Here is a 13975-nt window from a genome sequence, read left to right on the forward strand (position 1 = left end):
CCGATCCCTAAACGTTGCATCGACGCATCAATTGTACCACATTTTCGACATGGTGCGTATGCGGGAACATATCCACCGGCTGGATTTTCGTCACCCGGTACGCCCCGTCGAGCAGCGCGACGTCGCGTGCCTGCGTGGCCGGATTGCAACTGACATAGACGATTCGAGCGGGCGCTGCCGTCAGGATCGTGCGGGCCACGTCTTCGTGGATACCGGCTCGCGGCGGATCGAGGATCACCACGTCGGGCCGCCCGTTTTCGGCAATGAAACGCTCGTTTAACACATCCTTCATGTCGCCGGCATAGAAAACGGCGTTGCCGATGCCGTTCAGCCGCGCGTTGACTTTCGCGTCTTCGATCGCTTCGGGTACGTACTCGACGCCGACTACTTTCCGGCATTGCCGCGCCACGAAATTGGCGATCGTCCCGGTTCCTGTGTAGAGGTCGTAAACCGTTTCTGCGCCGGTCAGCGCGGCAAAGTCGCGGGCGATCTTGTAAAGCTCGTAGGCTTGCAGCGAATTGGTCTGGTAAAACGACTTCGGCCCGATCTTGAACCGCAGTCCCTCCATTTGTTCGAAAATATGGTCGTTGCCTTTATAAAGCAAAATGTCGAGGTCGCCGATCGTGTCGTTCAGTTTGGTGTTGACGACGTACATCAGCGACGTGATCTGCGGAAATTTTTCCGCCGTGTGTTGCAGCAACGCGTCGATCCGTTGCGGATCGTTTTCGCCGAAAACGACGATCGCCATCACCTCTCCGGTCGTGGAAGTGCGGACGATCAGGTTGCGCATCAGCCCTTTGTGCTCGCGGATGTTGTAGAACGAATACCCGTTTTCGAGACAGAATTCCCGCACGGCCAACCGGATCGGGTTCGACGGATCGTCCTGCAACCAGCATTTGCGGATGTCGAGCACTTTGTCGAACAGGTTCGGGATGTGAAACCCCAGCGCGGGGCTGTCGGCGATTTCGTCGCCCGAAGCGATCTCTTCGGCGGTCAGCCACCGTTTGTTCGAAAAAGTGAATTCGAGTTTGTTGCGGTAAAAGAGCGTTTTCGCCGAACCCAGGATCGGACTGACTGCGGGCAGTTCGATTTTTCCGATCCGGCCGAGCTGGTCGGCGACCTGCTGTTGTTTGAATCGCAATTGTTCGGAGTAGGGCAGGTGCTGCCATTTGCATCCCCCGCAGGTGCCGTAGTGCTCGCAGACAGGCTCCTCGCGCAACGGCGATTTTTTTACGTAATTTACGATGTATCCCTCCATGAACCGCCGCCGTTTGCTGCGTATCTGTACGTCCACCACGTCGCCCGGAACGGCCATCGGGACGAATACCACGATGTCGTTCCACCGGCCGAGCGCCTTGCCCTCGGCGGCGATGTCGACGATTTCGAGCCCTTCGACGAGCGGGTAGTTCGCTTTTTTTCTTGCCACTTTGTCCTGTTTTATTTCTTACAAAGGTAATGATAACTATCTTTGTGTAAAATTTTGGAACCGACAATCTATGATAACCGTTAAAATTATCGTTTCGAACCCGTTTCAGGAGAATACGATCGTATTGTCCGATCAGACGAAAGAGTGCATCATCATCGACGCCGGCGGTTATACGCCGCAGGAAAACAAGGCGCTGTCCGATTATATCGAGTCGAACGGTCTGAAGCCGGTGATGGCCGTCAATACGCACGGTCATGTCGACCATATGCTCGGCGTGAACTACGTCAAGGAGCGGTACGGGATTCCGTTCGCAATCGACGGGCGCGACGCTTTCCTGATTGAGTCGGCCCCGACGCACGGAGCGATCTACGGCTTCAAAGTGGATTCCGTGCCGACGATCGACATCGACCTGCAAGGCAAAAAGGAGGTTCGTTTCGGCGATACCGCGATGGAGATTATCGAGACTCCGGGCCATACCCCGGGCCATATCTGCCTCTACAACAAAGACGAGAAATTGCTGATTACCGGCGATACGCTGTTCCGCGAAAGCATCGGCCGCACCGACCTTCCGGGCGGCGACTACAGTTGGATCATGCGTAGCATCCTCGATAAACTAATGCCGCTCGGCGGAGACGTGCATTTCTATCCCGGGCACGGGCAGGACAGTACGATCGGCCACGAGGCGCTCTACAATCCGTTCGTAACCGAGGTGCTCGGCGGGGAGGTCAATTATTAATCTTTCGAATGCCGGATACGATGGGACAGATGGGAAATGCGATCCGCAAATTGTTGTATAAAAACCTGTCGCTGGATAGTTACTTGCGGGTGCTCAGCGGCATGTACCTGCAGGGATACCGGTGGGGCGTTTCGCCCCGCTCGGAGGTGTACGAATATCCGCGTTTTCTCAAATACCTCGTTTCACCCGGCGATACGGCGATCGACATCGGCGCGAATCTGGGATATTATTCTTATGTGCTGGCCGGGCTCGCGGGCCCGTCGGGAAAAGTGTACGCCGTCGAGCCGGTGCGTCCGATCTTGAATGTGTTGCGCCGTAACCTGCGGAAATACCGCAATGTCGAAATCCTGAATTATGCGCTCGGCGACGCTGAAAAGACGATCCGGATGGGGAACAGTTCGGTCGGCGAGAACGGCTATTTCGGCACCGGGCAGAATTTCGTGATGGATCGGCCTACGGACGGCCTGCCGGTCGTCGAGTTCGAGGCCGAGATGCGGCGCGGCAGCGTACTGTTCGCCGATTTGCCGAAGATCGACTTCATAAAGTGCGATATAGAAGGATACGAGGGCGTCGTGATCCCGGAACTGCGGCCGTTGATCGAGCGGCACCTGCCGACCGTACTGATCGAGACGGGCGGCGATACGCGCACGGCGATCGCCGACTTTTTCGAATCGCGCGGTTATCGCGGGTTTACGCTGTGCGACGGACGGATGAAGCCGCTCGCGCCGGAAGATACGAAAGACATTATTTTCATACACGGGTCGAAGATCGAGCCGTATCAAACGCTGATCGGGCCATGCGCATAGATATCCTTACGGTCGTTCCGGAACTGTTGCAAAGCCCGCTGAATGAATCGATTCTGAAGCGGGCGCAGCAAAAAGGACTGGTCGAAATCCATATCCATAACATCCGGGACTATACATTCGACAAACACCGTCAGGTGGACGATTACCCGTTCGGCGGCGAAGCCGGCATGGTGATGAAACCCGAACCGATCTTCCGCTGCGTCGAAGCGTTGCAGGCCGAACGCAGCTACGACGAGATTATCTATACTTCGCCCGACGGCGTTCGGTACGACCAGCACGAGGCCAACCGCCTGTCGACGCTCGAAAATATCGTCATCCTGTGCGGTCATTACAAGGGAATCGACTACCGGGTGCGCGAACACTTGATTACGCGCGAGATATCGATCGGCGATTACGTGCTGACCGGCGGGGAACTGGCCGCCGCGATCATCGCCGACAGCGTGATCCGGATCATTCCCGGGGCGATCGGCGACGAGGCTTCGGCGCTGACGGACAGTTTTCAGGACAACCTGCTCGCGCCGCCCGTCTATACCCGTCCGGCGGAGTTCCGCGGATGGCGCGTGCCGGACGTGCTGTTGTCGGGCAATTTCGCCGAGATCGACAAATGGCAAGAGCAGCAGGCGCTGGAACGCACCGAACGGCTGCGGCCCGATCTGCTGAAGTGATCCGGGTCGAAGGTTGCGGAATGGAATTCAACGAGATAAAAATCATATAGCGATGAAGTATTACCTGATTGCCGGGGAAGCGTCGGGCGACCTGCACGGCGCGAACCTGATGAAAGGATTGCTGAAAGCCGATCCGCAGGCGCGGTTTCGTTTCTGGGGCGGCGACAAGATGGCTGCCGTCGGCGGTGCGGAAAATCTGGCGATGCACTATAAAAAGGCATCGTTCATGGGTTTTGTCGAGATAGCGAAAAACCTGCGCACGATCTTGGGACAGATCGCCGCCTGCAAGGAAGACGTCGCCGCTTACCGTCCGGACGTGCTGATCCTGATCGATTACGCCGGGTTCAACCTGAGGATGGCGAAATTCGCTAAAGAGAACGGCATCCCGACCTATTATTATATCGCGCCGAAAGCGTGGGCGTGGAAAGAGTCGCGCGTCGAAAAAATCCGGAAGTACGTCGACCGGCTGTTCGTTATCTTCCCGTTCGAGACGGCCTGGTTCCGCCGTCATGGGATCGAAGCGATCTACGAAGGCAATCCGCTGATGGACGCGATTGCGGAGCGCCGGCAAAACCTGCAACCGTACGCCCGTTTTATCGAAGAAAACGGACTCGACGACCGCCCGATCGTAGCGTTGCTGGCCGGTAGCCGCCGTTCGGAAATCAAATTCAACCTGCCGTTCATGGTGGAGTTGTCCGCGGAATTTTCGCAATACCAATTCGTCGTGGCGGGGGTATCGTGGCTCGACCGCGAGGTGTATGCGCCTTACCTGGCTGGCAGCGACGTCCGCTACGTGTGCGACAAAACTTACGAACTGCTGGCCGTCAGCGATGCGGCGGTCGTGACGTCCGGTACGGCGACGCTCGAAACGGCTTTGCTCGGCGTTCCGGAGATGGTGTGTTACCGCCGCGACCTGCCGACGATGCTGATCGGCAAAATGTTCCTGAAAACGAAGTACGTGTCGCTGGTAAACCTCGTGCTCGACCGCGAGTGCGTGCGCGAACTGTTGCAGTACCAGATGAATATGCCGAATGCGACGGCCGAACTGCGGGCGATCCTGCCCGGCGGAGCGAAGCACGACCGGATGATATCCGATTACGCCGAGCTGGGTCGGCTGATCGGCGGCAGCGGAGCCTCCGACCGTGTCGGGGCGCGAATGGTCGAACTGCTTAAAGAAGATAAGAAATGAAAATCATCTGCATCGGACGGAACTACGCCGAGCATGTCGCCGAACTGGACCATACGCGCGATCTGCCCGGGAAACCGCAGTTCTTCATGAAGCCCGACACGGCGCTGTTGCGCAACAACGATCCGTTCTACGTGCCTGCGTTCAGCCGGGATCTGCACTACGAGACGGAACTGGTCGTCCGGATCAACCGCGTGGGCAAGGCGATCGAAGAGCGTTTCGCCCCGCGTTATTACGACGAGGTGGGGCTCGGTATCGACTTTACGGCCCGCGACCTGCAACGCGAGTGCATTGCAGGAGGTTTGCCGTGGGAGATCGGCAAGGCGTTCGACCATTCGGCGGCGCTGTCGCCGCAGTTCGTTCCGCTGGCCGAACTGGGCGGCGACGTGCAGCGGTTGCATTTCGAGATGTCGCTCAACGACGAGGTGCGCCAGCGCGGCGATACGTCGCAGATGATTTTCGGCGTGAACCGGGTGATCGCTTACGTGTCGCAGTTCGTGACGCTGAAAATCGGCGACCTGATCTATACGGGCACGCCGGTCGGCGTCGGTCCGGTGCGTCCCGGAGATCGTATCCGGGCCTCGCTCGAAGGACGTTTGCTACTCGATTTCGACATCAAGTAAAATTTGGACGAGTACCTTTGTCGCGTTTATGAACCGATTCAATCGTTATGCCGACCGGCTGGATGTCTCTTTGTTGAAACCGCTTTTTACGGAACGAGGCGAGCGCCGGGTTTACGGACGGGGCGAACCGTTCCTGACGGCCGGAAGCGTTCCCCGTTTCGTCGCTTTCGTCGAGAGCGGCGTGTTTCGCTATACGTGCCTTGACGGGCGCGGAAACGAGCATGTGGTGGGATATGCCTTCCCGGACGAATACGTTTGCGATTACCGGTCGTTTATCTGCGGTACGGCTGCCGTGGTCGATATCCGGGCGGTTGCGGAGTCGGTGTCGTACCTGCTCCCCTGCACGGAGCTCGAACGTTACTGGGAAAGCGGTATCGAAGGGCAGCGCCTGGGGCGCCGGGTCGCCGAGGAACTGTTTGCCATAACTTACGACCGGCTGCTCGATTTCTATTGTAAAACGCCCGAAGAGCACTATCTGAATCTGATCGACCGTTATCCGGGGCTTGTGGACGTTATTCCGCTCAAGGAGTTGGCTTCGTTTATCGGCGTGACGCCGGAGACGGTCAGCCACATTCGCCGAAAATTGTCATCGAAAAGAAAATCTTGAATTTTTTCAAGAAATTCCGCGCCGAGCGTATGTATTTTTGGCCGTAGTTAATTATGGAACGCATACGATGACGAGAACAAACGATGTTTCGAAAACGGCGGTCGTGATCGGAGCTACTTCCGGGATCGGCCGCGAAGTGGCGGCGCAGCTCGCCTCGCAGGGTTACCGCGTGGGGATTACCGGCCGGAGGGAGGCTTTGCTGGAGGAACTGGCGCGTTCCGCTCCGCAACGCTATGAAACGGCCGCTTTCGATATTGCGCAACCCGATGCCTGCGACCGGCTCGCGGCGTTGACCGGCTCGCTGGGAAGTCCGGAACTGATTGTTTTTTGCTCCGGGACGGGCGACCTGAACGACGGATTGGACTACCGGATCGAGGAGGCGACCAACCGGGTGAATGTGGACGGATTTACCCGCACGGTGGATTGGTGTTACCGTTATTTCGAATGTCGCGGCGGGGGATGTCTCGCGGCGGTTACCTCGGTGATGGGACTGCGCGGCAGCCGCACGGCCCCGTCTTATGCCGCGTCGAAAGCCTATCAGATCAATTACCTGGAGAGTCTGCGCCAGAAGGCTTGCCGTCAAAAGCTTCCGATTCGGGTCGTCGATATCCGTCCCGGATCGGTGCGCACGGCGATGATGAAAGGCGAAGGCCATTTCTGGATCGCTTCGCCGCAGCGGGCCGCGCAGTGCATTTGCCGGGCCGTTCGCAAAGGACGTTCCGTGCAGTACGTCACCCCGCGCTGGCGGTGGATCGGCTTGGCGCTGAAAATAATCCCCCGGAGCCTGTATCGCAGGATGTAAGCCTGGCCTTCTGCCGAATAGCGAGGTATAAAACGAATGGGAAAAGAGGATATTCAGGATGTTTTTGCGTAGTTTTGCAAGGTATCTCATCGGATGCGTCCGATGATAATCGAAAATCCTGCATATGTTTTTTATCGAAGAATTAAAAGAATACGATTTGATCCTGGCCAGTCGCTCTCCGCGGCGCAGGCAATTGCTCGCGGATTGCGGATTGGAGTTTTCGCTGGCCGGCGATTACGAAGTCGTCGAGGAGTATCCTCGCGACCTGCCGGCGGACGAAGTGGCCGCTTTCCTTTCGCGGTTGAAGTCGGAAGCCTATCCGGAGCCGCTCGGCGGGAAGGATATCCTGATTACGGCCGATACGGTCGTAATTGCGGACGGCCGTATTTTGGGCAAACCCGCCGGGCGGGAGACGGCGCTGGACATGTTGCGGAGCCTTTCCGGACGCAGTCATTCGGTGATTACCGGGGTTACGCTGCGCAATGGAAGCCGCAGCCGCACGTTCGATTCCCGGACAAAGGTTTTTTTTAAACAACTGTCCGACGAAGAGATCGACTATTACGTCGACCGCTACCGTCCGTATGACAAGGCGGGCGCTTACGGCATTCAGGAATGGATCGGTTATGTGGCGATCGAGCGGATCGAAGGTTCGTTTTACAATGTAATGGGGCTCCCTGTGCAAAAATTATTAACGGAACTTGAAATTTTTATCGAATTGAAAGAAAAATAAGTACCGATCCTTTAAAAATGCTCTACATTTGCATTGAATATTTAAAGGATTGTTAGTATGAGGAAAAATAAAGGCGGCTTCAATGCGGGACGGGTTCTGCTTTGCTGCATGGCGTCGGTCGTTGCGACCGGTTGCGTCAAAAATCCGAGCGACGGCCCGAAACCGGACGATCCGTCTGCGGGCGATTATCAGACGTTCGCGACGGCGCAGTCGTATGCCGCGAACATCGATTACCGTCTGAACGGTTATCAGATCGGTTTCGAGGTGTTCGGTGAAAATCCCTATGAAGAGAATGCCGACGGCGCTTTGACCAAGAAAGAGGTCGAACCTTATTTCCGGGGATATACCGACGAGACGGGGCATTTCTCCGGCAATCTGACGATGCCTTCGCTGGTGACGGAGGTCTGGTTGTCGTCCGATGCGATCGGTTCCGTCGGAACGGCGCATCTGAAAGTTTCCGGAAACCGGATCGATTTCGACCAGAACGAGTATATCGCGCAGCATGCCGGATCGAAAGCGATGACCGGGAGCGGTTACACGTATCCGGACGATTGCAAAGTATTGTCCGAATGGACGGATGTATACGGAACGTTGCCTAATGTGCTGTCGGATAATGAACTGCCTGCCTCATTCGTTGCGAGGGTGGATAAGGTCTATTCGGGAGTCGTCGGCAAATTCATCACTACCGTTTATCCCGAATTGTTCGAAGATGAGGCCAGTGCGGATATTTCGATCGAGTCGCCGACCAAGATCAATATGGTCTTTCTGAAAAGCGGCGCTTCGTGGCAGAACGTCGTGGGATATTTTACCTATCCGACCGGAACGGTTCCTGCGGCGGACGCCCTGACGAAAATCATCGCATTCCCGAATGTAACCAAGTATTACAAAGGTAATTCGGATGTGCGTGTCGGGTCGTTGCTTGCCGGCGATCGGGTGCAGCTCAAGTACTGGGACGGAACGGCTTTTCAGGATGAATTCCCGGCCGGGGTCAGCATCGGATTTTTCCTGATGGGACACTGGTTTGCCAGTGGGAATATCGCATCTTACGATTATGCGAAGGATATCCGTTATTCGAAGCCCGATTTGAACCCGATGGCGGACGGGAAGCGCCAGCAGCGCACGGTTTCTCTGTATGACCGGCAAAGCGGATGGGTAGCCGTCGGATTCGAGGACAACAAGGACTGGAATTATACGGACGCGCTGTTCGGTCTACAGATGGAACACCAGAACGCGATTCCCGGCGTTCCTGATCTGCCGGAACCGGGCGCCGACCCCGATACCTACACCGAATACCGGGGAACGCTGGCGTTCGAGGATCTGTGGCCTTACGAAGGGGACTACGATATGAACGACGTGGTCGTATTGTATAAAAGCCGGGTTTATACGGACAGAAGCAACAACGTGTCCCGTACCGTCGATGAATTTACCGCTAAACACAATGGCGCGGCTTATACCGACGGTTTCGGTTATCAGTTGCACCTGCTCGGGGCGGATGCGGTTCGGAGCGTGCAGATCGAAAGCGACCTGGCGCCGTCTTCCTTCATGAAAGGGAAGAGCCTGGAACCGGGTCAGGATCATCCGACGGTCGTGTTGTTCGACGATATCGGCGTTGCGCTGGGACATACGTTTACAGTGACGACTTCGTTTACCAGCGGGATCGGTTACGAGCGGGTCGTACCGCCTTACAATCCGTTCGCCGTATTGAAGACCGACGAAGGACGGGGATCCGAAGTGCATTTGGTCAATTATCCTCCGACGGCGCTGGCCGACAGGACGCAGTTGCATTTCGGACACGACGTTTCGCAGCCCGACAAGGGCCTGTATTACGTGTCGAAAAACAATCAGTTCCCGTTTGCGATCCATATCGCCGGTTACGACTTCCGGTGTCCGAAGGAAGGAACGCGGATCGATGAGGCTTACCCCGATTTCAGCAGTTGGGTAGCTTCCGGGGGGCATAAGGATTGGTATCGGAATCCGGAAACATCGCTCGTTTACTGATAATCCGAAAGCGTATAAAGACAGCCGGGAGGCTTCCGTGCGGAAGCCTCCCGGCTGTCTTGGCGTAGGATCAGAGATTTCCGAACTCGCCGATCAGCCTGTCCACAAGCAGCGGAGTGCCTTGCGCCGAGTTCATCCGGATAAGTTCTGTCGGGTTGCGGATACCGGACATATCCGGCTCGTTCGGGTCGATCAGGTAAACCGGGACATCCGGTCGGATGTAGCGTACCAGCGAGGCGGCCGGATACACGGCCAACGAGGTGCCTACGACGATCAGTAGATCCGCCGTAGCGGCGATTCGGGCCGCGCGGTCGAACATCGGGACGCCCTCGCCGAAAAAGACCACGAACGGACGTAGCAGCGATCCGTCCGGGGCGCGGTCGTCGAGGTGTTGTTCCCAACCTTCGATCGGTACGACCAGCGATTCGTCGGCGCTGCTGCGCAGTTTACGCAGTTCGCCGTGCAGGTGGGTGACGTGCGTGCTGCCGGCCCGCTCGTGCAGGTCGTCGATGTTCTGCGTGACGACCTCCACGTCGAAATGATCTTCCAGTTTCCGGATCGCGTAGTGTCCGGCATTCGGCTCTTTCGACAGCAACTCGCGCCGCCGGATGTTGTAGAAGTCGATAACCGTTTTGCGGTTGCGAGCCAATGCTTCGGGGGTGCATACGTCCTCGATGCGGTATTTGTCCCACAGCCCGTCGGAGTCGCGGAAAGTCGAGATGCCGCTGTCGGCACTGACTCCGGCGCCGGTGAAGACAACGATTTTTTTCCGGTTTTTCATAACTTTTATTTTATATTACTAATAAACGAAACGTTCCGGCGGGCGTCGCAAGACGTTCCCACTCTCCTGGCTGTCGGTTTCGGACAGCGTGAGGTCAGGGTTCTACCGGATTGCATCGGATCGTTTCCAGCGCCGTAACATCGCCTTTTTTCAGCGTCACGTTGCCGCCTTCGGTGAATAGTTCGATGATATCGAACGGTTTGCCGGGGAAAAATACGTCGGTGAAGACGATCCGGCCGTCCGCCGCGAACAACTCCATTGACGCGACGTCGACGAGCAACCGCCAGCGCATCGTTCCCGTTTCCGGTTCGTAGGGGGCGGTCTGTACGGAGGCGAAAGGATCCGAAAACCGGACGGCCGCCGCTTGCGTGCGGTCGACCCGGAACAGCCGTTTCTTCCGGTCGTATTCCATCGAGACGTACTCCCCGAGGTCGTTGCGGAGCCGGATGCCGTATCGCGACGGAGCATCCGGGCCGTCGATGCCATCGAAAGTCAGGTCGAGTTCGATGGGGGCTTTGTCGAACGGAATCCGGTCGGACAGCGTCGCCGTACGGTTTATTTTCTGCCGTTTCAGTTTCACCGATCGGCCGCGAAGCCGTTCCAGTTCCCGCACCGGCTTCGATTTCAGCCGGTAGCCGTCGGCGCTGCGGACGATGCTCAGTTCGCGCGGGAAAGTGGCGGCTCCCGACCAAGACTGGGTCGTATGCCCCTGCGCGGCCGCCGCATATTGGTGCGAGTGCATCCAGCCGACGAAAATCCGGCGGTCGTCCGGCGCGTTGTCGAACGTGATGCCCGCGTAATTATCCTTGCCGTAATCGATCCACAGCGTATCGGTTTGTTCGCTGGTAAAATGTTTTCCGTCGAAATCTCCGATAAAATACTGGGTCGCCGTAGCGAGCTTATCGGGCGTTTCGGTAAAATTCACGACGCTGGCCAGCAGCACCCATTTGATTTCTTTCGACCCTTCGACCCGGAGCGGAAACAGGTCGGGGCATTCCCACGGCCCGACGTGCGATCCGCGGTCGTGCCCGAATTCGCTGAGGTATTCCCAGTGCAGGCAGTCGGGCGATCCGTAGAACCGGACGGCTTTGCCGGCGGTCAGCACCATGATCCATTGTCCGGAAGGTTCGTACCGGACGATATGCGGATCGCGGAAGTCGGCGATGCCGGGATTCGGCAGAACCGGATTGGCGGCGTATTTGGTCCACGTGTGTCCCCGGTCGGTGCTGTATGCCAGTCCTTGCGACTGGGTTTCGATCCGTCCCTGGGCGGCGGCGACCGGATCGTAATAGGTGAAGATCGCCAGAATCGGCGGATCGGCGGCGGTTCCGAGTCCGGACGTGTTGTTCAGGTCGGCTACGCAGCATCCCGAAAAGATATAGCCCAGGCTGTCCGGAGCCAGCGCGATCGGCATGTGCTGCCAGTTCAGCAGATCGCGGCTGACGGCATGTCCCCAGTACATCTCTCCCCAAGGGAGGTTGCCGTTTTCGTCGAACGGGATGTGCTGGTAGCAGAGGTGGTACTCGCCGTCGTAATAAACCAGTCCGTTCGGGTCGCTCATCCAGCCTTCGGCCGGCGAGAAGTGGATTCTCGGACGGTAATTTTCGGGCGGTTGCGGTTGGCCGCTTTGCGCTGCGAGCGTCGTGACGCAGCAGGCGAACAGCAGGGCGGTGATTTTTCGTTTCATCGAGTCGTCGGTTTTATACAAATTTATACAAAAATATCCCGGAAAGGAAACCTCTCCGGGATGAATATCGAAACGGACGACTCCCCGAAACGGGAATCGTCTTGGATTTACTTTTCTTCTTTTTTGACGGTCAGCGACAGTTCTTCGAGCTGCGCGTTCGAAATGTTCGAAGGCGAGTCGATCATTACGTCGCGGCCCGAGTTGTTTTTCGGGAAGGCGATGTAGTCGCGGATCGAGTCGGCTCCGCCGAACAGCGCGCACCAGCGGTCGAACCCGAAGGCGATACCCCCGTGCGGCGGCGCGCCGAACCGGAATGCGTTCATCAGGAATCCGAACTGGTTCTCCGCCTCTTCGTGCGTAAAGCCGAGCGTTTCGAACATCTTTGCCTGCAGTTCGGCATCGAAGATACGGATCGACCCTCCGCCGACTTCCACGCCGTTGACGACGAAGTCGTAGGCGTTGGCCCGGATTTTTCCCGGATCGGTGTCGAACAGGCCGATGTCTTCGGGATTCGGCGACGTGAACGGGTGGTGCATCGCGTAGAAACGCTGCGTCTGGTCGTCCCATTCGAGCAGCGGGAAATCGACTACCCACAGCGGCGCGAACTTCTCGTGCGACCGCAGTCCCAGCCGATTGCCCATTTCGAGGCGTAATTCGCACAGGGCGGTCTGCGTTTTTCTGCGCGGCCCGCTGAGGATCAGCAGCAGGTCGCCCGCTTTGGCGCCGCACTGCGCCGCCCATTTCCCGAGGTCTTGCTGTCCGTAGAACTTGTCTACGCTCGATTTGTAGTTGCCGTCGGCTTCGCAGCGCACGTACACCATGCCTTTGGCGCCGACCTGCGGCCTTTTGACGAATTCGGTCAGTTCGTCCAGCTGCTTGCGGGTATAGCCTGCGCACCCTTCGGCGCAGATCGCGCCGACATATTCGGCCGAATCGAATACGCCGAATCCCTTACCTTGGGCGGCTTCGGTAATGTCGTTGAACGTCATGCCGAACCGGATATCGGGTTTGTCCGATCCGTATTTATCCATCGCTTCGTGCCAGCCGATCCGCGGGAAGTTCCCGTCGAACTCTTTGCCGAGGATGTTTTTGAACAGGCGCTTTGCCAGGCCTTCGAACATATTCAAAACGTCTTCGCGTTCGACGAACGACATTTCGCAGTCGATCTGCGTAAATTCCGGCTGACGGTCGGCCCGCAGGTCTTCGTCGCGGAAACAGCGCACGATCTGGAAATAGCGGTCGTAACCGGCCACCATCAGCAGTTGTTTGAACGTTTGCGGCGACTGCGGCAGCGCGTAGAATTCGCCCGGGTTCATCCGCGACGGAACCACGAAGTCGCGCGCGCCTTCCGGCGTCGATTTGATCAGATAGGGCGTTTCTATTTCGAGAAAGCTATTTTCGTCCAGGTAATTGCGAATTTCGTGCGCCATCCGGTGACGCAGTATCAGCGCGTTTTTCAGCGGGTTGCGGCGCAGGTCGAGGAAACGGTATTTCATCCGCAGTTCATCGCCGCCGTCGCTGTTGTCTTCGATCGTGAACGGAGGGGTTTGCGATACGTTGAGCACCTTCAGTCCGTCGACCGCCACTTCGATCTCGCCGGTCGGGATCTTCGGGTTTTTCGCGGCCCGGGGGATCACTTTCCCGCTGGCCTGTATCACGTATTCGCGTCCCAGTCCGGCGGCCGTGGCGCGCACTTCGTCGGACGAATGTTCTTCGACTACCAATTGGGTGATGCCGTAACGGTCGCGGATATCGATGAACGTCATGGCGCCGAGATTTCTCACTTTCTGTACCCAGCCGGCCAGCGTAACGTTTTGGTCTGAATTTTCGATGCGGAGTTCTCCGCAGGTATGCGTTCTGTACATTACCTGATTTTTTATATTTTTGTCTTTTGAAATGCGGGAATGTGCCGGGAAATCAGTTCCTCC

Annotated in this window: 13 protein-coding genes; 9 read left to right on the forward strand and 4 right to left on the reverse strand. The window is 57.2% G+C overall.

The window, feature by feature from the left end; translation table 11 throughout:
• Window positions 1-7: 7 nt before the first annotated feature.
• The gene (gene rlmD / locus GFH31_RS11600; RefSeq protein ID WP_101571072.1) at window positions 8-1426 is read right to left on the reverse strand and encodes a 23S rRNA (uracil(1939)-C(5))-methyltransferase RlmD; all 1419 of its coding nucleotides are present in this window, start codon (window positions 1424-1426) and stop codon (window positions 8-10) included.
• A gap of 70 nt (window positions 1427-1496) precedes the next feature.
• Between rlmD and GFH31_RS11605 the strand changes: the two genes are divergently transcribed.
• From GFH31_RS11605 to GFH31_RS11645, 9 genes are all read left to right on the forward strand, one after another.
• Entirely contained in the window at window positions 1497-2162 is a 666-nt protein-coding gene (locus tag GFH31_RS11605; protein WP_101571070.1) for an MBL fold metallo-hydrolase, read from the forward strand.
• Window positions 2163-2182: 20 nt separating this feature from the next.
• Window positions 2183-2968: an FkbM family methyltransferase gene (locus tag GFH31_RS11610; protein WP_306345967.1), complete on the forward strand. Its 786-nt coding sequence runs from the start codon at window positions 2183-2185 to the stop codon at window positions 2966-2968.
• Window positions 2959-3633, forward strand: coding sequence for a tRNA (guanosine(37)-N1)-methyltransferase TrmD (gene trmD / locus GFH31_RS11615; RefSeq protein ID WP_055205480.1), 675 nt, complete (start codon window positions 2959-2961; stop codon window positions 3631-3633). The genes GFH31_RS11610 and trmD overlap by 10 nt, the downstream gene beginning before the upstream one ends.
• Before the next feature lie 52 nt (window positions 3634-3685).
• A complete protein-coding gene (gene lpxB / locus GFH31_RS11620; protein ID WP_055205481.1) occupies window positions 3686-4822 on the forward strand; it encodes a lipid-A-disaccharide synthase in 1137 nt (378 codons plus the stop codon).
• Complete coding sequence (locus tag GFH31_RS11625) at window positions 4819-5442, forward strand: fumarylacetoacetate hydrolase family protein (protein ID WP_101571066.1); 624 nt, start codon at window positions 4819-4821, stop codon at window positions 5440-5442. Before lpxB ends, GFH31_RS11625 begins: the two co-directional genes overlap by 4 nt.
• Window positions 5443-5470: 28 nt before the next feature.
• A complete protein-coding gene (locus GFH31_RS11630) occupies window positions 5471-6049 on the forward strand; it encodes a Crp/Fnr family transcriptional regulator (protein WP_118457985.1) in 579 nt (192 codons plus the stop codon).
• A 67-nt stretch (window positions 6050-6116) separates the two neighbouring features.
• The gene (locus tag GFH31_RS11635; RefSeq protein ID WP_101571062.1) at window positions 6117-6851 is read left to right on the forward strand and encodes an SDR family NAD(P)-dependent oxidoreductase; all 735 of its coding nucleotides are present in this window, start codon (window positions 6117-6119) and stop codon (window positions 6849-6851) included.
• A 124-nt stretch (window positions 6852-6975) separates the two neighbouring features.
• Window positions 6976-7581, forward strand: a complete 606-nt coding sequence (locus GFH31_RS11640; protein WP_101571060.1) for a Maf family nucleotide pyrophosphatase — start codon at window positions 6976-6978, stop codon at window positions 7579-7581.
• Between the two features lie 57 nt (window positions 7582-7638).
• Entirely contained in the window at window positions 7639-9579 is a 1941-nt protein-coding gene (locus GFH31_RS11645) for an LruC domain-containing protein (protein WP_118457987.1), read from the forward strand.
• A 70-nt stretch (window positions 9580-9649) separates the two neighbouring features.
• Here the strand turns inward: GFH31_RS11645 and GFH31_RS11650 are convergent, their stop codons facing one another.
• The 3 genes from GFH31_RS11650 to aspS form a co-directional block, all read right to left on the reverse strand.
• A complete protein-coding gene (locus GFH31_RS11650; protein WP_118457989.1) occupies window positions 9650-10360 on the reverse strand; it encodes an SIR2 family NAD-dependent protein deacylase in 711 nt (236 codons plus the stop codon).
• A gap of 94 nt (window positions 10361-10454) precedes the next feature.
• Window positions 10455-12047 carry a glycoside hydrolase family 32 protein gene (locus tag GFH31_RS11655; protein ID WP_153497970.1) on the reverse strand — a complete coding sequence of 531 codons (1593 nt, stop codon included), beginning with the start codon at window positions 12045-12047 and terminating at the stop codon, window positions 10455-10457.
• 107 nt (window positions 12048-12154) lie between these two features.
• The gene (gene aspS, locus GFH31_RS11660) at window positions 12155-13912 is read right to left on the reverse strand and encodes an aspartate--tRNA ligase (RefSeq protein WP_101571053.1); all 1758 of its coding nucleotides are present in this window, start codon (window positions 13910-13912) and stop codon (window positions 12155-12157) included.
• Between the last annotated feature and the right edge of the window lie 63 nt (window positions 13913-13975).

The sequence above is a fragment of the Alistipes sp. dk3624 genome (genome assembly GCF_009557455.1).
Classification (GTDB): domain Bacteria; phylum Bacteroidota; class Bacteroidia; order Bacteroidales; family Rikenellaceae; genus Alistipes_A; species Alistipes_A hominis.

Coding starts and splice junctions, on each gene's coding strand:
- GFH31_RS11655 (WP_153497970.1), bottom strand. CDS start 12,047: ATGAAACGAAAAATCACCGCCCTGCTGTTCGCCTGCTGCGTCACGACG.
- trmD (WP_055205480.1), top strand. CDS start 2,959: ATGCGCATAGATATCCTTACGGTCGTTCCGGAACTGTTGCAAAGCCCG.
- GFH31_RS11635 (WP_101571062.1), top strand. CDS start 6,117: ATGACGAGAACAAACGATGTTTCGAAAACGGCGGTCGTGATCGGAGCT.
- GFH31_RS11640 (WP_101571060.1), top strand. CDS start 6,976: ATGTTTTTTATCGAAGAATTAAAAGAATACGATTTGATCCTGGCCAGT.
- GFH31_RS11650 (WP_118457989.1), bottom strand. CDS start 10,360: ATGAAAAACCGGAAAAAAATCGTTGTCTTCACCGGCGCCGGAGTCAGT.
- GFH31_RS11645 (WP_118457987.1), top strand. CDS start 7,639: ATGAGGAAAAATAAAGGCGGCTTCAATGCGGGACGGGTTCTGCTTTGC.
- lpxB (WP_055205481.1), top strand. CDS start 3,686: ATGAAGTATTACCTGATTGCCGGGGAAGCGTCGGGCGACCTGCACGGC.
- GFH31_RS11630 (WP_118457985.1), top strand. CDS start 5,471: ATGAACCGATTCAATCGTTATGCCGACCGGCTGGATGTCTCTTTGTTG.
- GFH31_RS11610 (WP_306345967.1), top strand. CDS start 2,183: ATGGGACAGATGGGAAATGCGATCCGCAAATTGTTGTATAAAAACCTG.
- GFH31_RS11605 (WP_101571070.1), top strand. CDS start 1,497: ATGATAACCGTTAAAATTATCGTTTCGAACCCGTTTCAGGAGAATACG.
- aspS (WP_101571053.1), bottom strand. CDS start 13,912: ATGTACAGAACGCATACCTGCGGAGAACTCCGCATCGAAAATTCAGAC.
- GFH31_RS11625 (WP_101571066.1), top strand. CDS start 4,819: ATGAAAATCATCTGCATCGGACGGAACTACGCCGAGCATGTCGCCGAA.